Below are 22,701 nucleotides of genomic sequence, written 5' to 3' on the forward strand. Positions count from 1 at the left end.
GATCGGGGGGTTTTTGGGGTGGGGGGGGGGGGGGGGGGGGGGGGGGGGGGGGGGGGGGAGGGGGGGGGGGGGGGGGGGGGGAGGCACCAAAAACCCCCCCCCCACCCCACCTTGAAGCCCGGTTGTCAGGCGACGATCAGATAGATCCCGTACGTCACGGCCGCCGCGCAGAGCGCGAAGCACACGTACGCGCCCACGCGTGCCGCCGCCGCCCCGCCCGCAGCCGATGAGGCGCCGGACGCGGAGGCGCCGGACATGGCCGCCTCGTGCTTGGAGAGGCCGACGATGCCGAGGGTGAACAGGCCCACCAGGGCCACCGTCACCGCGAGGCTGACTCCGAAGACGGTGCCGAGAGCTGCCCAGTCGATGTCCATGCTGACTCTTCCTTACACCGTGGCGGGCCGGGCGGGGTCCGCCGCGGTGCTGGTCGGGGCCGCGATGGTGGCCTTGACGAAGTCGATGTCCGCGCTCGCCACGGCCGACCCGGTGGGGGGCGGTGTGACGGCGGCCATCGCGTTGGTCACGACGCCCACGGGCTCGTCGACGGAGGGGCCGCCGATCTCGTCGTCGGCGACGTTCGTGTGGTCGACGGCGTTGCGCCGGGACAGCACCCAGATCACGGCCGAGCCCGCCACGAGGAGCGCGGCGGTCACCGCGACGCCCCAGGGGCCCTGCTTGGTGAGGAACTCCGCGCCCGCGCCGACCAGACCGGCGGCCGGCAGCGTCAGGCCCCAGGCGATGAACATGCGGGTCGCCGTGGACCAGCGGACGACGCCGCCCTTGCGGCCGAGGCCCGCGCCCATCACGGCGCCGGAGCAGGACTGGGTGGTGGAGAGCGAGAAGCCCAGGTGCGAGGAGGCCAGGATGACCGTCGCGGCGCTGGTCTGGGCGGCGAAGCCCTGCTGCGGCTGGAGGTCGGTGAGGCCCTTGCCCATGGTGCGGATGATGCGCCAGCCGCCGAGGTAGGTGCCGAGCGCGATGGCGACACCGGCCGAGACGATGACCCACATCGGGGGGTTGGAGCCCGGGTTCAGGACACCGCCGGTGACCAGGGCGAGCGTGATGATGCCCATGGTCTTCTGCGCGTCGTTCGTGCCGTGGGCCAGCGAGACGAGGCCCGCGGAGGCGATCTGACCGACGCGGTAGCCCTTGGCGGTGGCCTTGGTCTCGGTGTTGCGCCCGATGCGGTACGTCAGGCGCGTGGCCAGCGTCGCGGCGAGACCGGCCACGAGGGGCGCGGCGATCGCGGGGAGCAGGATCTTGGTGACGACGGTGCCGCCGTCGATCGACGACCAGCCCATCGACATGACCGCGGCGCCGATGAGGCCGCCGAAGAGTGCGTGGGAGGAACTGGAGGGCAGGCCCACCAGCCAGGTCAGCAGATTCCAGAGGATCGCGCCGACGAGCGCCGCGAAGATCACCTCTGTCTTCAGTCCGTCCTCGTTGACGATCCCTCCGGAGATCGTCTTGGCGACCTCGACGGAGAGGAAAGCGCCGACGAGATTCAGCACGGCGGACATGGCCACCGCCGTCTTGGGCTTGAGAGCGCCAGTCGAGATGGTGGTCGCCATCGCGTTGGCCGTGTCGTGGAAACCGTTCGTGAAGTCGAACACGAGAGCGGTAACGATCACGATCCCGAGGAGAAGCGTGATGTGTTCCATTTACCCAGGCTTCTGTTGGACGTCAGTGGCAAGTGGAACGTAGGCAAGCTGAGTGAACGGAAAGTGAACTGGGCCGGGCCGTACGGTGACCCAATGCGGGGCACCGCCACTCCGGTTCTTCCGGGGCGCCGGCGAAGATCGCCCGGAGGAGCGTCACAAGGCCCGGAATCAGGGCTTCCCGAGGTGCCCGGCTACCCACGGGCGAAGCTTTTCAACGTGTTCGCCGAGCCGTTGAAGAGATTCTGATCACCCGGCAGCGCGCCGGCTTTGTCGTGCTGCCAGATGGTCAGGTACGACCAGCCCTTGGGCAGCGCCCCCGGCGTCGACGCCCAGCGCGCCAGCCACAGCGCGTGGTCCGATCCGAAGGCCCGGCTGCCGCCCGTGCAGGCGTTCCACCACTTGGTGGTCGTGTAGATCACCGGGCGCCGGCCCGTCTGCCGCTGCACCTCGCCGCTGAAGGCCTTGATCCAGTCGACCATGCGGGCGCTGCCGAGGCCGTAGCACTTCCGTGAGCCGTACGGATTGTGCTCGATGTCGAGCGCGGGTGGCAGCGTCCGGCCGTCCGCCCGCCAGCGCCCTCCGTGGTCCATGAAGTACGCGGCCTGCCTCTTGCCCGAGGACTTGTCCGGCAGGGCGAAGTGGTACGCGCCACGGAGGATGCCCGCCGCGCGGGAGCCGTCGTACTGCTGCCGGAAGTAGGGGCTGCGGTACGTGTGGGACTCGGTGGCCTTCACGTAGACGAACTGCGCGCCCTTGTTCCTGGCCTGCTGCCAGTCGACGTTCTTCTGGTGCGAGGAGACGTCGTGCCCTCTCGGCTTGCCCGCGGCCGAAACCGGAATCTCGGCGAGGGTGGCACTCCCGAGGGTCAGAGCCGTCACGGAGGCCGCGATGACGCGGGCGCGACGGAGGGACGGTGTGCGGTCACGGGCCATGTTTCCCCCGGATGGCGACGTGCAGGACAAATCACCCAGAGGCTAGTGGAAGATCGTTCGACACCGGCCGACCGCGGGCCAACCCGTGTCGGCCCCGCTGCTGGCAGGATCACGGCATGACGGAGCAGCGGGAAGAGCGGGGCGAGGACCGGCGGGACGCGATCGAGCGGGCATGGGGCGAGCTGGTGGCGGCGGCCCGCAGGACCGTGACGGACGGCCTGGTCGTCGGCACGTCGGGCAACGTCTCGGTACGCGTCGGCGGCACGATCCTGGTCACCCCGAGCGGCGTGCCGTACGACCGCCTGACCCCCCGGAACGCCGTCGGTGTCGACACGGACGGCAACCAGCTCTTCGGTGACCTCGCCCCGACCAGCGAACTGCCCATGCACCTCGCCGTCTACCGCACCACGTACGCCGGAGCCGTGGTCCACACCCACGCGGTGCACGCCACCGCCGTCTCCACCCTGGTCCCTGAGCTCCCGCCCATCCACTACATGACGGCCGCGCTCGGCGGCCCGGTCCGCGTCGCCCGGTACGCGCCGTACGGCTCGGACGAGTTGGCCGAGAACATGCTCCGCGCCCTCAGGGACCGCTCGGGCTGCCTGCTGCAGAACCACGGGACCGTCACCTACGGAGACACCCTGGACCAGGCGTACGACCGCACGGCGCAGCTGGAGTGGATGTCCCGCCTCTGGCTCACGGCAAGCTCCGTCCCTGGCCACGCCCCGACCCTCCTGTCCACGGGACAGCTGAGGGAGGTGGAGGACAGGCTGCGGGGCTACGGCCAACGGTGACGTATCGCCGTGGGGCTCCGCGGAGCAAGTGACTTCACCCTGGGGGCCCCGCCCACTGGCCCAAGGCGGGCCAGGGCCGGACACTGGGCAGGTGCGCCAAGCCAAAGCGACGGCAACGGCCGTCACCGCCGTCACCACCGCCCTCGTGGGCGGCGCAGCCGCCGTCGCCGCGGGCCGGTTCGCCAGCAACGCGGCCCTGAAGGCACCCCCCGGCCGCCCGCTGCCCACCGAGCCCCGCCTCACCGTCCACTCCACGGCCGCCGGCCAGATCACCCTGACCCGCGCCCTCGCGAGCCTGCGCCCCGGCACGTACGGCCTCAGCGGCAACGGCAGCCATGCCGTGATCGGCCCCGTCCTGGACGCGGCTCCGCACGCGGCGGACACCGTCGTACGCCGCCTCGAGCGCGTCACGCACGGCTCCCTGGAACCGGGGGCGAAGGTCTGGCTCACCCCGCAGGTCCACATCGGCGACCCGCACGCCGCCCTGGACATCGACCACGCGGACGTCGACATTCCCGGCGAACTCGGCGGCCTGCCCGCCTGGTTCGTGCCGGGCACCCGGGACACCTGGGTGATCACCGTGCACGGCCTCGGCACCACCCGCGAGCACCCCATGGTCGTCATGGATTTCCTGCACCACCAGCAGTTCCCGGTGCTCGACCTCGCCTACCGGGGTGACCTCGGCGCGCCCCGCTCCCCGGACGGCCTCGGCCACCTCGGCGAGACCGAGTGGCGCGACCTGGACGCCGCCATCCGCTACGCCGTGCGCAACGGAGCCCGGAACGTGATCCTGCACGGCTGGTCCACCGGCGGTGCCATGGCGCTGCACGCCGCCGCGTACTCCGCCCTGCGCGACCGGATCAGCGGGCTCGTCCTCGACTCCCCGGTGCTGAACTGGGAGACCACCCTGCGGGCGCTCGCGGGGGCCCGCCGCACGCCGGGCCCCCTCCTGCCGCTCGCGGTGCGCGCCGCCCAGGGCCGCACGGGCCTGCGCGGCGACCGCATCCTGGAGGCCGCCGACCCGGCGGTTCTCAAGGTCCCCACGCTCCTCTTCCATGGCCCCGACGACGTGATCGCCCCCTGGGGGCTCTCCCGTCAACTGGCCGAGAGGCGACCGGAGCTGGTCACTCTCCACACCGTTCCGGATGCGCCCCACGGAGCCATGTGGAACGCCGACCCTGCGGGCTACGAAGAGGCGCTGCGGCGCTTCCTCACGCCCCTCATGTAGCGCGCGAGAGCCCCCCGACGCAGCGCTCCGGAGCCTTGCGCAAGCATTCCGTTTGGGTTTTCGGACCGTCAACAGGAAGACTGCTCCCGTGACGTCCCGTATCCCGCGCGACTCAAGGCTCCGACTCGTCCGCGCTCAGTCCCCCAGGGCCGAGAGGCGAGCGGGGGTGGAGCGCGGCACAGCGCGACCCCTGACCGCCCCCGGCGCAGTGACGCAGCAGCACGCGCGCCGTCCCGCGCCCCGGCCACCCGAGGGCACGCCCGCCCCCGGCGAGCTGGCCCGGATGGCACGCAATCACCTCGCCGACGCCGTGCGGGTCGCGCGCTGGGCCGACGCGTCCCTGCGCCCGGGGCCAAGGCGCGGCGGGCCGACGCCCGACGGCAAGGGCACCCTCTCCGCCGCCACCGCCGAACGCGCCGCCGCCGAACTGGCGCTGACCCCGGATCAGGTGCGCGCCGACTGGGACACCGCACGGCTCGCCGGCCTGATCGAGGTGCACGGCGACAGCGCGCGCCCCGGCTGGCGGCTGCGCGCCTGGGACCGTGACGACGCCGCGGTACTGCGCGGCTGGGTCGCCCTCTTCGACGCCTGGTCGCTCACGCACGCGGCATCGCGCGAACCGGCGCCCGCCACTGTGGCCGAGACCGTCGAGGCCATGCCGCAGCTCCTCACCCTGCTGCAGCTCTCCGCGGGCCCCGTGCCCGTCCCGCAGCTCCTCGACCTCCTCGACCAGCGCGTGACCGAACTGCGCACGGAACGCTGCGAGATCCCGTACGGCCCGCAGCCCGAGCCGGTCGACCCTGCCGAGACCCCGGCCCTCGCCACCCTCCTGGACTGGGCGCTGAACGGCCTGGCCGCCGTCGGCGCGCTGACGTACGCCGAAGGGCAGGCCACGCTCACGCCGCTCGGCAGCTGGGCGGTCTGGGTCAAGCTGGAGCAGATCTGCGTGGCCGCGCAGAGCCCGGCGGGCAACATCGAGCAGGCCGCCGAGGACATGCTCCGAGGCTGCGCCCGCCTGCGCCCGAACGCGGCCCGCTCCGAGTACCGCGCTTGGCTCGCGGCCCGGCCCGTCGGCAGCGCCGTCGCCGAGCTCCTGGAGGCCGCCCGCGGCGAGGACGCTCTGCTGCGCGGCCTCGCCTTCGAGGCCCTGCGGGTGGTCGGCGCCCCGGCCGAGGCGGAGGTGCGGGCCGTCGTGGACGAGACCCCGCTGCGGCCCTACGCCCTGATCTGGCTCGCCGAGCAGGAGGGCGCCGACCCCGAGGACGTCCACCTCGTCCTGACGCGGGAGGAGTCGACGTGGCTGTGGGTCGACACCGCCGCGGCCGTCGCCGACCACGGGGAGACCCACCTCCTCGTACGCCACCTGGAGTCCGCGGAGCAGCCCACGGTGCCCGCGCTCCTGGACGAGGTGCGCCGCATCGGCCACCCCCGCACGGTCCAGGTCCTGGTCGCGCTGGCCGCCGCCCACCCCGACCCGGCGCTCGCCAAGGCCGTGCGGCGCGCGGCCTTCCAGGTGCACACCGGCGGGGTGTAGCAGCTCACCGGAAGGTGTTGCACTGCGCCATGTCGCCGGTCCGGTAGCCCTGGTAGAACCACTGCTGGCGCTGCTCGGCCGAGCCGTGCGTCCAGGACTCGGGGGTGACCCGGCCCTGGAACTTCTCCTGGATGCGGTCGTCGCCCACGGCGGCCGCCGCGTCCAGGCCCTCGCGGATGTCCGCGTCGGTGAGGCTGGTGATCAGCGGCTTGCCCGTCCGGTCGTCGGGGGTGCGGGTCGCGTGCCGCGCCCAGACGCCCGCGTAGCAGTCGGCCTGCAGCTCCACCTTCACGGCGTTGCTGTTCTGTCCCGTACGCCCGTCCTGGGAGCGCTGCAGCGTCCCCATCAGGTTCTGCACGTGGTGCCCGTACTCGTGCGCCACGACGTACGCCTGCGCGAACGGGCCGCCGCTGGAGCCGAACTTGGTCCGCAGCTCGTCGAAGAAGCCCAGGTCCAGATAGACCTTGCGGTCGCCGGGGCAGTAGAAGGGGCCGACCGCCGACGACGCGGCGCCACAGGCCGTGCCCACGCGGCTGGTGTAGAGGACGGTCGGCGCGGGGGAGTAGGACCCCTTCCTGCGCTGGAACTCGGGGCGCCAGTAGTCCTGGACGCTGTTGACCACGGCGACCATGCGGCAGTCGCCCTTGGTGTTCGCGTCCTCCCCCGTACGGCAGCTCTGCTGCACCTGCGCGAGGGACGAGGAGGTGGCGACGGGCTCCTCGTTGCCCGAGGAGAGGCCGAGCTGATCCGGGCCGACCCCGAAGAGCAGGCCGAGGACCAGCGCGATCAGCCCCGCGATGCCGCCGCCGACCGTCGCCTTGCCGCCGGGGACCCGGCTGCCGCGCACGTCCTGTACCTCGGACGTGTCCAGATTGGCGTCGTCGTCGAACTGCATGGGCGCACCACCCTCTGCCTCGCATCCGGGACGGCGTCGCGCCGCCCTGTGCCGAGATGTCGGCGTCTTCATCCTGATATGACCCACTCTGCGCGGCGTCGGACGGGGGTCCGAACGGGGGACCCTCGCCGCTCGGTGCGTCGTGTCGCCGCCGCCGCCCGGGGCCGCACGGTGACACCGCCGCTACGCTCTGCGCCTGTCCCATGGGCAGAGGTACCGGCGGATGTGCCGAAGAGCGGCAGATGTGCCGAAGAGGGGGGCGTCGTGTCCGTAGTGCCGTTCGAGGTGTCCGGATCCGAACCCGTGAGACCGGCGCCCGCCCGCCGTGGCTCCCGCCTCGCCCTCCCGGTGGTCCTCGGCCTGCTGGCCCTGCCGCTCATCACCGCCGCCCACCACTCGCGACCCGCCCCCTACGGAGACCACCTCACCGTCCACGCGCGCGTCGACGGCGGCGCACCGGCCCCCGAGCTCCGCACCAAGGGCCGCGCGGTCCGGGCGTACGACCCGGCGACCGGGCACCCCCGCTGGACGTACAGCCGTGAGGGGGAACGGCCGCTCGCGCTGCTTCCCGTCCCCGGGCATGCCGTCGCGCTCTGGAGCGACGGCATGGTCACCGACACCGCACGCGCCGACGGCAGCGCCGTCCGCTGGCACCGCGCCATCCCCGGCAGCGCACCCTGGCTGGGCTCTCCCGCCGCCCGGGGCGCCGCCGGGGTCCTCCAGCCGCTCGATCCCCGCGGCCGCATGCTCGCCGTCGTCACCCCGCAGCGCATCGCCGCCTACCGCACCGCCGACGGCGACCTGCGCTGGGTACTGCCCGCGCAGGGCGGCTGCGCCTTCGAGCCCGCCCGCTCCGCGCGCCGCGGGCAGGCCCTGATGGTCGCCCAGCCCTGCGGCGACGCCGGAACACCGTGGACCTCGCAGCTGATCGCCGTGGACGACCTCGGCCGGATCGTGCCCCGGCGCACGCCCCTGGGCAACGAGCTGCCGGGCGGCGCCTCGGACGACGGACGCACCCGGGCAGGAAAAGCGGTTGCACCGCCCCGTTAGAATTGGCCGCATGGCCATTCTCCTCGTGCACTAGACGGCGTGATCGCCTTCAGTCTTTCCGCCGTCCGAACCCACCCCTGCCCAGGAGTCTGTCCGTGATCACCGCTTCCGGCATCGAGCTGCGCGCCGGCGCCCGCATCCTCATCGAGAACGCCACCTTCCGTATCGCCAAGGGCGACCGCATCGGCCTGGTGGGCCGCAACGGAGCGGGCAAGACCACGCTCACCAAGTGCCTCGCCGGTGAGGGCACCCCGGCCGGCGGCACGATCAGCCGCTCCGGCGAGGTCGGCTATCTCCCGCAGGACCCGCGCACCGGCGACCTGGACGTGCTCGCCCGCGACCGCATCCTCTCCGCCCGCGGCCTCGACACCCTCATCCGCAAGATGCGCGAGAACGAACAGCGCATCGCCACCGGCTCGGGCGGCACGCGCGACAAGGCGATGAAGCAGTACGAGCGCCAGGAGACGGAGTTCCTCACCAAGGGCGGGTACGCCGCCGAGGCCGAGGCCGCCACCATCGCCGCCGCGCTCAGCCTCCCCGACCGCGTGCTCGGCCAGCCCCTGCACACGCTCTCCGGTGGTCAGCGCCGCCGCGTCGAGCTGGCCCGCATCCTCTTCTCGGACGCCGACACCCTGCTCCTCGACGAGCCGACGAACCACCTCGACGCCGACTCCATCGTCTGGCTCAGGGACTACCTCAAGTCCTACCGCGGCGGCTTCATCGTGATCTCCCACGACGTCGACCTGGTCGAGACGGTCGTGAACAAGGTCTTCTACCTGGACGCCAACCGCGCCCAGATCGACGTCTACAACATGGGCTGGCGGCTCTACCAGCAGCAGCGCGAGTCGGACGAGAAGCGCCGCAAGCGCGAGCGGCAGAACGCCGAGAAGAAGGCCTCCCAGCTCCACTCGCAGGCCGACAAGATGCGGGCCAAGGCTACCAAGACCGTCGCCGCGCAGAACATGGCCAAGCGCGCCGACAAGCTCCTCGCCGGTCTGGACGAGGTGCGCCAGAGCGACAAGGTCGCGAAGCTGCGCTTCCCGGACCCCTCGCCCTGCGGCAAGACCCCGCTGATGGCCGAGGGTCTCTCGAAGTCGTACGGCTCCCTGGAGATCTTCACGGACGTCGACCTCGCCATCGACAAGGGCTCGCGCGTGGTCATCCTCGGCCTCAACGGCGCGGGCAAGACCACGCTCCTGCGGCTCCTCGGCGGCGCCGAGAAGCCCGACACCGGTCAGGTCATCGAGGGCCACGGTCTCAAGCTCGGCTACTACGCCCAGGAGCACGAGACCCTTGACCCCGAGCGCACGGTCCTGGAGAACATGCGCTCGGCCGCGCCCGACCTCGACCTCGTGGCGGTGCGCAAGACGCTCGGTTCGTTCCTCTTCTCCGGCGACGACGTCGACAAGCCCGCGGGCGTCCTGTCCGGCGGCGAGAAGACCCGTCTGGCGCTCGCCACCCTGGTGGTCTCCTCCGCCAACGTGCTGCTCCTCGATGAGCCCACGAACAACCTCGACCCGGCGAGCCGCGAGGAGATCCTCGGCGCGCTTCGCACCTACAAGGGCGCGGTCGTCCTCGTCACGCACGACGAGGGCGCGGTGGACGCGCTCCAGCCGGAGCGGATCATCCTGCTGCCCGACGGCATCGAGGACCTGTGGGGCCAGGACTACGCGGATCTGGTCGCGCTCGCCTGATCCGGGCGGGGCGGCGGCCTGTGCCGTCCTGGCGTCCACCTGGGTTGATCGAATAACTGATCCACAGCGTATGGATCATTCGGCCGAGCCGTGATCCTTCATCTGTGTGAGGTCTCCTCGTACCGAAGTGTGGGATACACGGATTTCCGCGGCGGGCGGGGAATCGGATATGGCTCTCTCCTGCCAACGCGCTGACCTGGCACTTCGGTCCACAACCCATTCGGCGGCACGGAATTCCCTACGCGGAATCGTTCATTCCGCTCGTGGTGCCGCCTTCCCCGGCGGGAAACCTCGTCGTACGGACCTTGCCGAATGGGTGGCCAGGAAGCCCGGGAGGGGTGATCATGAGAAGTCCAGAGCGCACTTCCTATGAGGAGGCACGGGTGGCCGAGACTCTGAAGAAGGGCAGCCGGGTAACCGGCGCCGCGCGTGACAAGCTCGCGGCAGACCTGAAGAAGAAGTACGACGGCGGTGCGAGCATCCGGGCGCTGGCTGAGGAGACGGGCCGTTCGTACGGCTTTGTGCACCGCATGCTCAGCGAATCCGGAGTCACGCTGCGGGGACGCGGCGGGGCTACGCGAGGCAAGAAGGCCGCAGCCGGCTGACGGCTGCGGGCGGTTCACCGGCTTCGACGGTGGCCACCCGGCCGATCGCCTGATCGGCCGGGTGGTTACTGTGCAGTCACTTACGGGCGCGTCCGCGCGCCCGCACCGACTGCACACCACCATCGGAGGCTCCCATGGTTTCGCCCGGCAGTGAACTCGGCGGATCCGCACCGGTACTCGACAAGGACGGCGTACGCCTGACTGTCGACGAGGCCGTCGCCACGGTGACGCTGGCCAACCCGGCCAAGCGCAACGCCCAATCTCCCGCGCTGTGGAGGGCGTTGGCCGAGGCAGGCCGGATGTTGCCGGGCAGTGTCCGTGTCGTCGTGCTCCGCGGTGAGGGCAAGTCCTTCTCCGCGGGCCTCGACCGACAGGCGTTCACGCCCGAGGGCTTCGACGGTGAGCCGTCCTTCATCGACTTGGCGCGCGGCGACGACGACGTCCTCGACGCGACGATCGCCGAATACCAGGAGGCGTTCACCTGGTGGCGGCGCAGTGACATCGTGTCCATCGCCGCCGTCCAGGGGCATGCCATCGGTGCGGGCTTCCAGCTCGCGCTCGCCTGTGACCTGCGGATCGCCGCGGACGACGTGCAGTTCGCCATGCGCGAGACCAGCCTGGGCCTGGTGCCCGACCTCACCGGCACGCACCCCCTCGTGGGTCTCGTCGGCTACGCCCGCGCGCTGGAGATCTGCGCCACCGGGCGGTTCGTCCACGCCCCCGAGGCCGAGCGCGTGGGCCTGGCCAACCTTGTCGTGCCCGCCGACCAGCTCGACGCGTCCGTGAGCGACCTGGCGGCCGCGCTGCTCACCGCGCCGCGCGACGCCGTCATCGAGACCAAGGCCCTCCTGCAGGGCGTCGCCGGTCGTACGTACGAGGAGCAGCGCACCGCCGAGCGTGCCGCGCAGGGACGCCGCCTGCGGGACCTGGCGGGGCTCGGCGACTGACGCCGTCACTCCACCGCGGTGACCAGGACCGTCACCGAAGGATGGTCCTGCAGCGCGGAACCGACCGCCGTGCGGACCGCGAGCGCCACGTCGAGGGCGCGGTGTTCGCGGTCCGTGGCCAGCTCCACGCGCGCGTGACGACGCGGCAGGGATGCGTCCGCCGCGGCCCGGGACTCCTCCAGGTGAACGGCGCGGCCGTACCCGCCGAGGGCGGCGGTCAGCCGCCGTACGCCCGGGACTTCGAGGGCGGCGCTCGCCACGCGTGCCTCTTCGCCGCTTCCGGGGGCCGACTGTGCCCCGTCCGGCGGCATCTTCCCCGGCTCCCTCGGCACCTCCACAGGCGCCTGCCCCGCGTCGAGCAGCGTCGTCACGCTGAGGTCCACCTCCGCGACCACCAGGCCGAGCCGCTCACCGGCCGCCGTGAACAGCGCCGTCCGGAGCCGGTCCGCCGCCGCGGGAAGCGGCTCGCCCGTCTCGGCCGCGAACTCCGCCGTGATCCGCAGCGGCCCCGGCGGCAGCGCGCTCGGCGGCGCGGGCACAACCGGAGTGGCCGCCCGCGACGGATCGGCGAGAGCCAGCCGCAGGGTTCCCAGACGTACGCCGCTCACCCCCTCCGCCGCATGGCGCAGTACTCCGTCCGCGCACGCCTCGGTCAGCCAGGAGCCGTCACCCGGACCGCCCAGGGGGAGAACCCGCCCCAGGCCGAGCTGCCGCCGTACCGCCTCGGTCCATCCGTCACCCGTCATGACCCCAGCCTGCCCCATCCCTGGCGCGCGAGGACGTAACCGCACTTAGTGTGGACGAAGGAGTAGATCCCCGTTCGAAAGGGACACACGGCGATGAGTGACATCGGACAGCGGAACCGGCCTGGGGAGACCCTTGAGAAGGGGGCTTCGGACGAGGCAGCGGGGAAGAGCACGACCAGGAAGGGCGGCGGCGACCCCGCTTCCCGTGGGCGTACCACCATCGCGGACGGCGTGGTCGAGAAGATCGCCGGGCTCGCGGCACGCGATGTGGACGGCGTGCACGCGATGGGCGGCGGCCTCTCCAGGACCTTCGGGGCCGTACGCGACCGGGTGCCCGGCGGTTCGAGCTCCAAGTCCGTGTCGCGCGGCGTGAAGGCCGAGGTCGGTGAGGTGCAGACGGCACTCGACCTGGAGATCGTCGTCGAGTACGGGGTACCGATCGCGGACGTCGCGCGCGATGTGCGGGAGAACGTCATCGGGGCGGTCGAGCGGATGACCGGGCTCGAGGTCGTCGAGGTCAACATCGCCGTGAGCGATGTGAAGCTCCCGGACGACGAGGAAGACGATGAGCAACAAGGCCGCCTTCAGTGACCTCCCCGTACGCAACCCCATACGGGACAATCCCCACCCCAGCCGCGTCTTGCTAAGGAGCGCACGATGAGCATGGCCGTGATCGGCATGGTGGCCGGAATGGCGCTCGGCTTCGCCGGGTACTTCGGCGGGTTCGGGGCGTTCTTGCTGGTGGCCGCGTTGGGCGCCATAGGGTTTGTCGCGGGCCGGTTCCTCGAGGGGGACCTGGAGCTCGGCGACTTCTTCCGTACCCGTGGCGACGACCGGCGGCGGTGAGCCGTGGCGGCACAGGTCGGGCCCGGGGAACGCGGCGCGACCCAGATCGCCGACCGGGTCGTCGCGAAGATCGCGGCGCAGGCGGCACGCGAGGCGCTGACGGAACTGCCCGCGGACTGCTCGCCGCCGCACGCGACCGTCACCGTGCGCCATGACGTCGCCCGCGTCCGGGTCAGCGTCGAGCTGGACTACCCCTCGGACATCGGCGGGCAGTGCGGCGCGGTGCGTCGCCAAGTCGCCCAGCGGGTAAAGGCGTTGGCGGGGATGGAAGTGCCCGAGGTCGCGGTCCAGGTCGAGCGGCTGCACTCGGCACACGTGCGCGCGGCGGCGCAGGGAAGGACGCGATGAGCGAGGCTCAGGGGCCCCAGGGCGCAGGCGGCGGCGGCACGCAGCCGCTGCCCGTCGTCGAACGCGCCGAGAGTGAACTCGACCAGTCGGCCTCCGCGGCGGCCTACGACCCCCCGCCCACCCTGGTCGACGAGACGAAGGCGACCCGCTTCTGGTCACCGCGGCGCGTGCCCGCCGCCGTCCTCGCCCTGTTGATCCTCGGCGGCGCGGGGCTTTTGCTGTACGACATCGCGGCGGTGCGTGCCGGGCACTCGGCCATGAGCTGGCGGCGCGACCTCTCCCGCGAACTCGGCGAGCGGCCCCTGGACGACACGGCGGTCCTCATCGGCGCCGGGGTCGCCGCGGCCGCCGGGATCTGGCTGCTCGTGCTCGCCGCGACACCCGGGCTGCGGGCGATCCTCGCCATGCGGCGCGAGGACGCGGACGTGCGGGCGGGGCTGCACCGGGGCGCCGCCGCGATGGTGCTGCGGGACCGGGCGATGGACGTGTCAGGGGTGCAGTCGGTGCGGGTCCGCATGACGCGCTCGAAGGTGGACGTGCACGCGGTCTCGCACTTCCGCGAACTCGACGACGTACGAAGCGACTTGGACGCCACGCTGGCCGACGGCATCCGGGACCTGGGCCTCGCCCGCGGCCCCGCGCTCACCGTCCGGGTGGCACGGCCCGGCAGGAAAGGCTGAGCGCGATGCTGAAGACGGTCAACCGTGTGGTGCTCGGCCTGCTGGGCCTGGTGCTCGTCATCGGGGGCGGCTCGGTCCTCGCGGTCGGGCTGGGGGCCTCGCCGCCGTCGTGGTGGGTCCACGACGGGAAGCGTGACGTCCTGCTGAGCGACGCGGACCGGTCGCGGTGGCGGGACGAGGGCTGGTTCTGGCCCTCGGTGATCGCCGTGCTCGCGGTGCTCCTGCTGCTCGCCCTGTGGTGGCTGGTGGCGCAGTTGCGGCGGCGCAGGCTGGCCGAGGTGCTCGTGGAGACCGGGGACGGCGAGGGCGCGCTGCTGCGGGGACGGGCCCTGGAGGGCGTACTCGTGGGGGAGGCGGAGTCCCTTGACGGCGTGCAGCGGGCCGGGGTCTTCCTGACCGGCCGCCGCAACGCCCCCGAGGCCCGGGTGTCGCTGCACCTCGAGCCCCAGGCGACGCCCGGCGAGGCGCTGCACCGGCTCTCCACGGAGGCGCTGGCGCACGCGAGGGATTCGGCGGGGCTCGCCCGGCTGCCCGCGGTGGTGCAATTGCGGGCGGTGAAGCACCGGGCCGAGCGGGTCAGTTGAGGGGCCCCGGCGGCTAGAACCCGTGCCGTGCCCCGCCGTCCACCGGCAGCATGACGCCCGTCAGGTAGGAGGCCGCGGGCGAGAGGAAGAAGGCCGCCGTGCGTCCGAACTCCTCCGGCGTCCCGTAACGCCGCAGCGGGATGCGCGACTCGTGGCCCGCCCGCGTCGCCTCGGGGTCCGCGGAGAGACCGTCGAGCTGCCGCACCCGGTCCGTGTCGATACGGGACGGCAGCAGCCCCACGACGCGGATGCCCCGGGGGCCGACCTCGTCGGCGAGCGACTTCGCGAAGCCCGCGAGGCCGGGCCGCAGCCCGTTGGAGATGGTGAGTCCCGGGATCGGCTCGTGCACGGAGGCGGAGAGGACGAAGCCGATGACGCCTCCCTCGCCGAGCTCCGCGGCCGCGGAACGGGCCAGGCGTACCGCCCCGAGGAACACGGACTCGAAGGCTGACGTCCACTGCTCGTCCGTGTTGTCGGCGGCGAAGCCGGGCGCGGGCCCGCCGACACTGATCAGCACACCGTCGAAGCGGCCGAAGTGCTCACGCGCGGCGGCGATCAGCTGCCCCGCGACGGCCGGATCGGCGTTGTCCGCCGCGATGCCCCGTGCGTTGCCGCCGAGCTCGGTCGCCGCCTCGGCGACGGTCTTCTCGTCCCGGCCGGTGATCAGTACCTTCGCGCCGTCCGCGACCAGCGCACGCGCGGCGGCGTTGCCCAGGCCCCGGGTGGCACCGGTGATGACGTAGACGCGGTCCTTCAGTCCAAGATCCATGGCCCTATCCTGCCGCGTCCCGGCCATGGAACGCGAGGCCCGCTATACGGCGGCCGGCGTCGACTCTGAAGCGGGCGCTGTCTCCGCGGCAGCCGCGCGGCGGTCCCGCACCTCCCTGCGCACCAGGACCACCCAGCCGATGGGCACGCCCGAGCAGAACAGCCACCACTGGACGGCGTACGCCATGTGCGGGCCGATGTCGCCGTGCTCCGGCTCGCCGATCAACTGCGGGGAGCCGTCGGCGGGCTCGGGCGAGGTCAGCTCGACGTAGCCGCCGAGGACTTCCTTGCCGAGGCTGTGCGCCTGCTGGCCGCTGCTGATCAGCATGATCTGACGGTCCGGCAGGCCCTGGACGTCCTTGATGCCGCTCTGCGCGGACGTCTCGTCGGCCATCAGGCGGCCGGTGACGGTGATCTCGCCCTTGGGGGCGGCGGGGATCTTGGGGAACGCGGTCTGCGGTCCGTTCGCCGGGATCCAGCCACGGTTGACGAGGAGGACCTTGCCGTCGTCGAGGACGAACGGGGTCAGGACGTGGAAGCCGATCTCCTCGTCGGAGTTCGTGCGGCGCCGCACGACGACCTCGTCCTTCGTGTCGAACGTCCCACGCGCGGTCACCCGGCGGTAGCGCTCGGAGTCCGTGACGGAGTGACCGGGCGACGTCAGCCGCTCGGCCGGTACTGGCTCGGCGTCCAGGGCCTTGGAGATCTCCGCGTTCTGCGCGACGCGGTGCTCGTGGCGGTGCAGCTGCCAGAAGCCCAGCTCGATCATCGTGGGGATGAGAACGAGGCCGATGAGGGTGAGGATCACCCACTGCCGGGACAACAGGAAGCGGTACACCCCACGACGGTACAACTCGGTCGTGGGGTGCACGGGGGTGGGGTACTCCGGAACGGGGCCGGGGCGGGCCGTGGGGGGCTTTTCGGGAGGGCCCGGGTCACACCCTGTCGACGATGCCCACCTGCCCCTCCGCCCGCGAGCAGTGCGCACCGCAGTACCACTGCCCGTCGGCCTCCACGCCCTGGCCGATGATCCGGCAGCGGCAGTGCTCACAGATGGGCGCCATGCGGTGAATGGCGCAGGAGAAGCAGTCGAAGACGTGCACCGCGCCTTGCGCGTGCACCTCGAACGACATGCCGTAGTCGTTTCCGCAGACCTCGCAACGTGCCATGCGCCACAGGGTGGGACGCGAGGCGCCCGCAAGCGAGCAAGCAGGCGGGCGCCGGGCCGACAATTCACCCGTCTGACACCCGCGGGCGGCTCAGCCCTCCGCCGCCGGGGCGACGTCCTGGAGGAGCTGGCCGAACGCGGCCTCGTCGATGACTGGGGTGCCGAAGGACCGTGCCTTCACGGTCTTCGAGGTGCCCGAGTCCGGGTCGTTCGTGACGAGCAGACTGGTCAGGCGTGACACGCTCGTCGCGATGTGCAGCCCGGCCTCGACCGCGCGGTCCTCGAGGAGGTCGCGTTCGACGGAGGTGTCGCCGGAGAACGCGACACGCATGCCCTGTTGGAGCTGTTTGCCCGGTTCATACCGACCTGGGTTGGGGTAGGGGCAGGCGGGCCGCTTGCGGGAGGGGCGCCAACTCGTCGGGCCGTACGAGGAGTACGAGGAACCCGCGGAGCCGGGCCCGGCCGGCTGGCGGACGATCCGGGGCGCGCCGTCGGACCACTCGGTGAGCGGACGGCACTCCAGGAGCGGCAGCCGCACCCCGCCGGTGGCCGCGGCCTTGAGGCTGGGGCGGAAGGCCTCGGCGAGCACACGCGCGTCGTCGAGGGCGTTGTGCGCGTGGCGCTGCTCGACCCCGAAGTGCGCGGCGAGCGACTCCAGCTTGTGGTTGGGCAGCGGGAGCCGCAGCTCCTTGGAGAGGGCGATGGTGCACAGGCGCTGGCGCACGGGCGCGGTGAGCTCGGCGCGTGCGTACTCCCTGGCGATCATCGACCAGTCGAAGACGGCGTTGTGCGCGACCAGGACGCGGTCGGCCAGGCGCGAGGCGAACTCCTCGGCGACGTCCTTGAAGAGCGGCGCGTCCGCGAGGAGGGCGCTGGTGAGACCGTGGATCCACACGGGCCCGGGGTCGCGCTGGGGATTGACCAGGGTGTACCAGTGGTCCTCCACCTCGCCCCGCGCGTCCACGCGGTAGACGGCAGCCGACACTATGCGGTCGTCGCGGGCGAGACCGGTGGTCTCGACGTCGACGACCGCGTACCCCGTTGGGTACGCGGCCGGCCAGGTGGCTGCGGACGCTGCGGTCGTCTGGTCTTCGAGCATGGTCCATGAGGATACGGGCCACGACTGACAGTCAGGTCCCTGGGCTGTCCGCCGCGTCGAGGAGTCCGGACACCAGTGCCTTGACCGACAGGGTGAACAGCGCCTCGTGGTCGGCGGGTCGGGCGAGCGCGCGGGCGAGCGCCGGGTCGTGTTCGGCCGTCTGCGCGCTCCACAGTTCCTCCTCGCCGGGGTGCTGAGCGGGGGCGCGTTCGCGGTTGCGCTCGACCAGGAGATGGCCGACGACGTGGACCTGGACGGCGCGTACGGCGTCGGCGGCACGGGCGCCGCGCAGGCCCGCCGCGTGCACTTCGTGGACCAGGGCCTGTTGGGCGGGCAGGAACATCCGCTCGGTCAGGCCGCGTTCGTGGACCATCGCGATGAGGTGCGGGTGGTCGCGCAGCCGGCGGCGCAGGGCGCGCGCGACGGAGACGATGCGCCGGTCGGGGGTGCTCCCGGTGGGGTGGATCGCGCCGAGGTCGGCGAGGGTGCGTTCGACTAGGGCGTCCAGGAGCGACTCGCGGTTGCCGACGTGCCAGTAGATCGAGGTGACGGCGGTGCCGAGCACGGCGGCGAGCCTGCGCATCGTCAGGGCCCCCGGACCGTGCTGCTTGACGAGTGCCGCGGCGGCGGCGATGACCTGTTCCCGGTCGAGATGGCCGCGTTCCCGGTCCGGATGCGTACGCGTCTCTTCACTCTTCACGCCTCCTGTTGTAACTGTGTTACAGAACCGCCCGCAAGACCTTCTGTAGTCCTGACGAAGGGTGGTACGACATGGCACGCGTACGTTATGGAGCGCGCACCGAGGCGGAGATCGCCGCGGCGCGCAGCGCGAGTTCGAAGCTGCCCGACATCTGGTCCACGGGTGTGGTGGCCGTCTGGGAGAGCGATCCGGACGCGGTGGCGGCCGTCCTTCCGCCGCCGCTGAAACCCACGGACCGACCGCTGGTGCGGGCCAACATCAGCAAGGTCGACCTGCCCGGCTATCCGCTCGGCGCGGGCTCGGTGGCCGTCGCCGCCGAGCACGACGGGGTGGCCGGCTGGTATCCGCTCGTCATGCCGATGACCCACGAGCGGGCCCTGATCGGCGGACGCGAGGTCTTCGGGGAGCCGAAGAAGCTGGGCGAGGTCGAGGTGGAGCGCGACGGCCTTGTGGTGCGCGCCTCACTGGCCCGGCACGGCATCGCCTTCGTGGAGGTGCGCGGCGCGGTCAGCGGCGCCCTGCCGCTTCCGGAACCGGTCCAGAAGACCGACTTCTACTTCAAGTTCCTTCCCGCGGTGGACGGTTCGGGCTTCGACGCCGACCCGGTGCTCGTGCACTGCGTGCGCAACGAGAAGGTCCGCAAGCTGGAGGGCGTCACCGGGGACGTCGTCCTGCGCGAGTCGATGTACGACCCGGTCGCCGACCTGCCCGTACGGCGGGTCGTCGAGATCACCATCGGCGAGAAGACCACGGACCAGAAGGGCCGGGTGGCCGAGCGCGTCAGCGCGCAGGCGCTGCTGCCCTACATCCACCAGCGCTACGACGACCCGCAGCAGATCCTCGACGGCCCGCCCGAGGGGAGCGTCTGAGATGGAGCTGCGGGAAGGGCAGGTCGCCGTCGTCACGGGCGCGGCGAGCGGCATCGGCCTCGCCATGGCGCGGCGGTTCGCGGCGGACGGCATGAAGGTGGTCCTCGCGGACGTCGAGGAGGGCGCCTTGGAGAAGGCGGCCGCCGGGCTGCGCGAGGACGGGGCGAGCGTGCACGCGCGCGTGGTCGACGTCGGCTCGCGCGACGAGGTCTTCGCGCTCGCCGAAGCGGCGTACGAGAAGTTCGGCGCCGTCCATGTGCTGTGCAACAACGCGGGGGTCGGATCGGGCGCCGAGGGCCGCATGTGGGAGCACGAGCCGAACGACTGGAAGTGGGCCTTCGAGGTCAACGTGTGGGGCGTCTTCCACGGCATCCAGGCCTTCGTGCCCCGGATGATCGCGGGCGGCGATCCCGGCCATGTCGTCAACACCTCGTCCGGCGACGGCGGTATCGCGCCGCTGCCGACGGCGTCCGTGTACGCGGTCACCAAAGCGGCCGTCGTGACGATGACGGAGTCCCTGTACGCGCACCTGAGGGCGGAGCACGCGCGCGTGGGGGCCTCCGTGCTCTTCCCGGGGCCGCACATGCTGCGCACGGGGCTGTGGGAGTCGCACCGCAACCGCCCCGACCGGTACGCCAAGTCCCGCCCCCGCAAGACCCCTTACCGCTCCCTCGACCAGTGGGAGTCCGCCATGAAGGACGCGGGCAAGGAGGTCGCGTTTACGCCCGTCGAGCAGGTGGCGGACTTCGTGGCGGAGGGGATCGCGGCCGACCGCTTCTGGCTGCTCCCGCAGAGCGAGCACAGCGACCGGCAGATCAAGGCCAGGTCGCGGTCGATGCTTGACCGCGCGAACCCGGCGTATTTGGAGAGCTTCATTCTGGACTGAAGGGCACGTGATGACCGACCAGGATCCCTACCTGATCATCTCCTCCGACTGCCACGCCGGGCTCCCCACCGAGGAGTACCGGCCCTATCTCGACAGCCGATTCCACCGGGACTTCGACGGGTTCCTGGGGGAGCGCGACGCACGCCGCGCGGAGGCGACGCGGCTCGGCATCCGCAACGACGCGTTCGCCGCCAAGTGGTTCCAGGACAACGAGGAGGGCCTGCGCGGCGGCTGGGAGACCGCACAGCGCCTCAAGGAGCTCGACGGCGACGGAGTGGCCGCCGAGGTCGTCTTCCCCGACGCGGACGCCGTGGACAGCCAGACGGCCGCGCCCTTCGGGGTGGGCCTCGGGCTCTCCGGGGACCAGGACCCGGAGCTGGGCATGGCGGGCGCGCAGGCGCACAACCGCTGGCTCGCCGACTTCGTGTCCGAGCACCCCGAACGGCACTGCGGGGTCGCCCTGTTGCCCATCACCGGGGAGGTCGACCGGGTCGTCGCCGAGGTCCACCGGGCCAAGGAGACCGGGCTCGGCGCGCTGATGATCCCCTCCATGTGGGTCGACAAGGCGCCCTACCACGAGCGGCGTTACGACCCCGTGTGGGCGGCGGCGGCCGAGTGCGCGATGCCCGTGGTGACCCACTCCGGGGCGGCACCCCGCCACGAGTACGGCGACCACCTGGGGATCTACGTCTCCGAAGTGACGTGGTGGCCCGCGCGGCCGCTGTGGTTCATGCTCTGGTCGGGCGTCTTCGAGCGTCATCCGGGGCTGAAGTTCGGCGTCGCGGAGTCGGGTTGCTGGTGGCTGCCGAACCTCCTGTGGTTCATGGACCGCCTCTACCTGGGCGCGCACGGCGGCAAGAAGCTCTCCCCGTTCGCGGAGCTCAAGCGGCCCCCGCACGAATACCTGGACCGGCAGATCTTCATCTGCGCGACCAACACCAAGCGCCGCGAACTCGCCCAGCGCTACGAGATCGGCGTCGACAACATCCTCTGGGGCAGCGACTTCCCGCACCCCGAGGGGACCTGGCCCGACACGCGCGCGTGGCTGCGGAAAACCTTCCACGACATCCCCGTGGAGGAGACCCGCCGGATGCTGGGGCTCGCGGCCGCCGAGGTCTTCGGCTTCGACACGGAGCGCCTCGCACCGCTGGCACGCCGCATCGGCCCCACCCCGGCCGACCTCGGCCAGGACCCCGACCAAGGCGCCGTCGAGTCCTCCTGGGCGCGCTCGCGCGACGTGGGCCGCCACTGGCTGACCGACCACGACTTCCCGGTACTGGGGGCGGACACATGAACCGGCGGCACATCACCGAAGAGCGCTACACCGTCATCTCGGCAGACTGCCACGCGGGCGCCGATCTCCTCGACTACCGGCCCTACCTGGAGGCGCGCCACCACGACGCGTTCGACGCGTGGGCGGCCACGTACGTCAATCCGTACGAGGACCTGCTCGCCGACACCGCCGACCGCAACTGGAACTCGGAACGCCGCGTCGCCGAGCTGGAAGAGGACGGCATCGTCGCCGAGGTCGTCTTCCCGAACACCATCCCGCCCTTCTTCCCGAGCGCTTCTTTGATGGCACCGGCCCCGACCCGCGAGGAGTACGAGCAGCGCTGGGCGGGCCTGCGGGCCCACAACCGCTGGCTGGCCGACTTCTGCGCCGCGGCTCCGGGGCGCAGGGCGGGCGTCTTCCAGATCCTCCTGAACGACGTGGACGCGGCGGTCAAGGAGATCCACTGGGCGGCCGACGCGGGCCTGCACGGCGGCCTCCTGCTGCCCGGCACGCCGCCGGGCAGCGGGCTCGCCGAGCTCTACTCGGCGACGTACGACCCGATCTGGGCGGCTTGCGCCGAGCGCGGCGTACCGGTCAACCACCATGCGGGGTCGGCCTCTCCGCCCCTTGGCGAGGAGCCGGCCGCGCGGGCCGTGTTCATGGTGGAGACGACGTGGTTCTCGCACCGGGCGCTGTGGCACCTGGTGTTCGGCGGCGCCTTCCGCCGCCACCCGGAGCTGCGCCTCGTGCTCACCGAGCAGGGCTCGGGGTGGATCCCGGGCGTCCTCGACATGCTGGACTACTACCACGGGCGCCTGGTCGCGGCGGCTTCAAGGAAGGACAGCTCCGGGACGGCCGAGTCGAAGTTCGGTGCGGGCCTCGCCGACTCGATGGGCAAGGGGCCGTCCGAGGTCTGGCGCGAGAACTGCTTCGTCGGCGCGAGCTTCATGCGCCCGCACGAGGCGCAGATGAGGGACCGGATCGGCCTCGACAAGATCATGTGGGGCAGTGACTACCCGCACGACGAGGGCACGCACCCCTTCTCGCGCGAGGGTCTGCGCATCGCCTACGCGGGCCTCCCCAAGGACGAGATCGCCGCCATGGTCGGCGGCAACGCGGCCCGTGTCTACGGCTTCGACCTGGAGCGGCTCGACGCGATCGCGTCGAAGGTCGGGCCTACGGTCCAGGAGCTGGAGGAGCCCCTCAAGGAGACACCCGCGGGCGCGACCAGCCCGGTGTTCGCTCCGGGAGGGTCGGTACGCGTCTGGTGACGTACGGGGTGGGGTGATCGGTGGGGTGATCCCCGCGCGATGCGCGGCGAGGCGACCTGGGTCTGCGTTGGGTCTGCGTTGGGTCTGCACTGGGTCTGAGCGTTCGCTTTTGGCGGGGATCAC

At 72.0% G+C, this 22,701-nt stretch carries 26 protein-coding genes; 16 read left to right on the top strand and 10 right to left on the bottom strand.

Annotated features, from left to right (window positions below):
• Window positions 1–125: 125 nt before the first annotated feature.
• From ACZ5U5_RS39110 to ACZ5U5_RS39120, 3 genes are all read right to left on the bottom strand, one after another.
• On the bottom strand, window positions 126–374 hold the full coding sequence (locus tag ACZ5U5_RS39110) for a hypothetical protein (protein WP_469031342.1): 249 nt from the start codon (window positions 372–374) through the stop codon (window positions 126–128).
• 12 nt (window positions 375–386) lie between these two features.
• Window positions 387–1,661 carry an inorganic phosphate transporter gene (locus tag ACZ5U5_RS39115; protein ID WP_469031344.1) on the bottom strand — a complete coding sequence of 425 codons (1,275 nt, stop codon included), beginning with the start codon at window positions 1,659–1,661 and terminating at the stop codon, window positions 387–389.
• A 191-nt stretch (window positions 1,662–1,852) separates the two neighbouring features.
• Entirely contained in the window at window positions 1,853–2,593 is a 741-nt protein-coding gene (locus ACZ5U5_RS39120) for a lysozyme (protein WP_469031345.1), read from the bottom strand.
• A 116-nt stretch (window positions 2,594–2,709) separates the two neighbouring features.
• Between ACZ5U5_RS39120 and ACZ5U5_RS39125 the strand changes: the two genes are divergently transcribed.
• The 3 genes from ACZ5U5_RS39125 to ACZ5U5_RS39135 all read left to right on the top strand — a co-directional run bounded on the left by ACZ5U5_RS39125 (window position 2,710) and on the right by ACZ5U5_RS39135 (window position 6,149).
• Window positions 2,710–3,387 (top strand): class II aldolase/adducin family protein, encoded by a 678-nt coding sequence (locus ACZ5U5_RS39125; protein ID WP_469031346.1) that lies wholly within the window; start codon window positions 2,710–2,712, stop codon window positions 3,385–3,387.
• A gap of 91 nt (window positions 3,388–3,478) precedes the next feature.
• On the top strand, window positions 3,479–4,615 hold the full coding sequence (locus tag ACZ5U5_RS39130) for an alpha/beta hydrolase family protein (RefSeq protein WP_469031347.1): 1,137 nt from the start codon (window positions 3,479–3,481) through the stop codon (window positions 4,613–4,615).
• 88 nt (window positions 4,616–4,703) lie between these two features.
• Entirely contained in the window at window positions 4,704–6,149 is a 1,446-nt protein-coding gene (locus ACZ5U5_RS39135; protein WP_469031348.1) for a hypothetical protein, read from the top strand.
• 4 nt (window positions 6,150–6,153) lie between these two features.
• Here the strand turns inward: ACZ5U5_RS39135 and ypfJ are convergent, their stop codons facing one another.
• Entirely contained in the window at window positions 6,154–7,044 is an 891-nt protein-coding gene (gene ypfJ, locus ACZ5U5_RS39140; RefSeq protein WP_469031349.1) for a KPN_02809 family neutral zinc metallopeptidase, read from the bottom strand.
• 264 nt (window positions 7,045–7,308) lie between these two features.
• Between ypfJ and ACZ5U5_RS39145 the strand changes: the two genes are divergently transcribed.
• From ACZ5U5_RS39145 to ACZ5U5_RS39160, 4 genes are all read left to right on the top strand, one after another.
• Window positions 7,309–8,094: a PQQ-binding-like beta-propeller repeat protein gene (locus ACZ5U5_RS39145; RefSeq protein WP_469031350.1), complete on the top strand. Its 786-nt coding sequence runs from the start codon at window positions 7,309–7,311 to the stop codon at window positions 8,092–8,094.
• A gap of 95 nt (window positions 8,095–8,189) precedes the next feature.
• Window positions 8,190–9,788, top strand: a complete 1,599-nt coding sequence (locus ACZ5U5_RS39150) for an ABC-F family ATP-binding cassette domain-containing protein (RefSeq protein ID WP_469031352.1) — start codon at window positions 8,190–8,192, stop codon at window positions 9,786–9,788.
• 383 nt (window positions 9,789–10,171) lie between these two features.
• Window positions 10,172–10,393: a helix-turn-helix domain-containing protein gene (locus ACZ5U5_RS39155; protein ID WP_055550175.1), complete on the top strand. Its 222-nt coding sequence runs from the start codon at window positions 10,172–10,174 to the stop codon at window positions 10,391–10,393.
• A gap of 134 nt (window positions 10,394–10,527) precedes the next feature.
• Complete coding sequence (locus ACZ5U5_RS39160; RefSeq protein WP_363207950.1) at window positions 10,528–11,340, top strand: enoyl-CoA hydratase/isomerase family protein; 813 nt, start codon at window positions 10,528–10,530, stop codon at window positions 11,338–11,340.
• A gap of 5 nt (window positions 11,341–11,345) precedes the next feature.
• Here the strand turns inward: ACZ5U5_RS39160 and ACZ5U5_RS39165 are convergent, their stop codons facing one another.
• The gene (locus tag ACZ5U5_RS39165; RefSeq protein WP_469031354.1) at window positions 11,346–12,086 is read right to left on the bottom strand and encodes a nucleopolyhedrovirus P10 family protein; all 741 of its coding nucleotides are present in this window, start codon (window positions 12,084–12,086) and stop codon (window positions 11,346–11,348) included.
• A 93-nt stretch (window positions 12,087–12,179) separates the two neighbouring features.
• Here ACZ5U5_RS39165 and ACZ5U5_RS39170 point away from each other — a divergent pair, with 93 nt between their 5' ends.
• The 5 genes from ACZ5U5_RS39170 to amaP all read left to right on the top strand — a co-directional run bounded on the left by ACZ5U5_RS39170 (window position 12,180) and on the right by amaP (window position 14,544).
• Window positions 12,180–12,677, top strand: a complete 498-nt coding sequence (locus tag ACZ5U5_RS39170; protein ID WP_469031355.1) for an Asp23/Gls24 family envelope stress response protein — start codon at window positions 12,180–12,182, stop codon at window positions 12,675–12,677.
• Between the two features lie 66 nt (window positions 12,678–12,743).
• On the top strand, window positions 12,744–12,932 hold the full coding sequence (locus ACZ5U5_RS39175; protein WP_249590721.1) for a hypothetical protein: 189 nt from the start codon (window positions 12,744–12,746) through the stop codon (window positions 12,930–12,932).
• A gap of 3 nt (window positions 12,933–12,935) precedes the next feature.
• Entirely contained in the window at window positions 12,936–13,280 is a 345-nt protein-coding gene (locus ACZ5U5_RS39180) for an Asp23/Gls24 family envelope stress response protein (protein ID WP_363207947.1), read from the top strand.
• A complete protein-coding gene (locus ACZ5U5_RS39185; RefSeq protein WP_469031357.1) occupies window positions 13,277–13,960 on the top strand; it encodes a DUF6286 domain-containing protein in 684 nt (227 codons plus the stop codon). The genes ACZ5U5_RS39180 and ACZ5U5_RS39185 overlap by 4 nt, the downstream gene beginning before the upstream one ends.
• A 5-nt stretch (window positions 13,961–13,965) precedes the next feature.
• Window positions 13,966–14,544, top strand: a complete 579-nt coding sequence (amaP, locus tag ACZ5U5_RS39190) for an alkaline shock response membrane anchor protein AmaP (RefSeq protein ID WP_469031358.1) — start codon at window positions 13,966–13,968, stop codon at window positions 14,542–14,544.
• 13 nt (window positions 14,545–14,557) lie between these two features.
• Here amaP and ACZ5U5_RS39195 read toward each other — a convergent pair whose 3' ends face one another.
• The 5 genes from ACZ5U5_RS39195 to ACZ5U5_RS39215 all read right to left on the bottom strand — a co-directional run bounded on the left by ACZ5U5_RS39195 (window position 14,558) and on the right by ACZ5U5_RS39215 (window position 18,279).
• Window positions 14,558–15,313 (bottom strand): SDR family oxidoreductase, encoded by a 756-nt coding sequence (locus tag ACZ5U5_RS39195; protein WP_469031359.1) that lies wholly within the window; start codon window positions 15,311–15,313, stop codon window positions 14,558–14,560.
• 42 nt (window positions 15,314–15,355) lie between these two features.
• A complete protein-coding gene (locus ACZ5U5_RS39200) occupies window positions 15,356–16,150 on the bottom strand; it encodes an SURF1 family cytochrome oxidase biogenesis protein (protein ID WP_469031423.1) in 795 nt (264 codons plus the stop codon).
• Window positions 16,151–16,247: 97 nt separating this feature from the next.
• Window positions 16,248–16,481, bottom strand: a complete 234-nt coding sequence (locus ACZ5U5_RS39205; RefSeq protein WP_135331724.1) for a hypothetical protein — start codon at window positions 16,479–16,481, stop codon at window positions 16,248–16,250.
• 90 nt (window positions 16,482–16,571) lie between these two features.
• Entirely contained in the window at window positions 16,572–17,579 is a 1,008-nt protein-coding gene (locus tag ACZ5U5_RS39210; protein ID WP_469031361.1) for a DEDDh family exonuclease, read from the bottom strand.
• A gap of 31 nt (window positions 17,580–17,610) precedes the next feature.
• Window positions 17,611–18,279 (bottom strand): TetR/AcrR family transcriptional regulator, encoded by a 669-nt coding sequence (locus ACZ5U5_RS39215; protein ID WP_469031362.1) that lies wholly within the window; start codon window positions 18,277–18,279, stop codon window positions 17,611–17,613.
• A gap of 71 nt (window positions 18,280–18,350) precedes the next feature.
• On the opposite strand from ACZ5U5_RS39215, the gene ACZ5U5_RS39220 reads away from it, so the two are divergent.
• Genes ACZ5U5_RS39220 through ACZ5U5_RS39235 form a run of 4 tightly spaced genes read left to right on the top strand, consistent with a single transcriptional unit; the run spans window position 18,351 to window position 22,578 of the window.
• Window positions 18,351–19,148: an acetoacetate decarboxylase family protein gene (locus ACZ5U5_RS39220; RefSeq protein WP_469031364.1), complete on the top strand. Its 798-nt coding sequence runs from the start codon at window positions 18,351–18,353 to the stop codon at window positions 19,146–19,148.
• A gap of 1 nt (window position 19,149) precedes the next feature.
• Window positions 19,150–20,034, top strand: a complete 885-nt coding sequence (locus ACZ5U5_RS39225; RefSeq protein ID WP_469031365.1) for an SDR family NAD(P)-dependent oxidoreductase — start codon at window positions 19,150–19,152, stop codon at window positions 20,032–20,034.
• Between the two features lie 10 nt (window positions 20,035–20,044).
• Window positions 20,045–21,328, top strand: coding sequence for an amidohydrolase family protein (locus ACZ5U5_RS39230; RefSeq protein ID WP_469031366.1), 1,284 nt, complete (start codon window positions 20,045–20,047; stop codon window positions 21,326–21,328).
• Window positions 21,325–22,578 (top strand): amidohydrolase family protein, encoded by a 1,254-nt coding sequence (locus ACZ5U5_RS39235; RefSeq protein ID WP_469031368.1) that lies wholly within the window; start codon window positions 21,325–21,327, stop codon window positions 22,576–22,578. The genes ACZ5U5_RS39230 and ACZ5U5_RS39235 overlap by 4 nt, the downstream gene beginning before the upstream one ends.
• The last annotated feature ends 123 nt before the right edge of the window (window positions 22,579–22,701 follow it).

Source organism: Streptomyces sp. NPDC033177 (genome assembly GCF_055577715.1).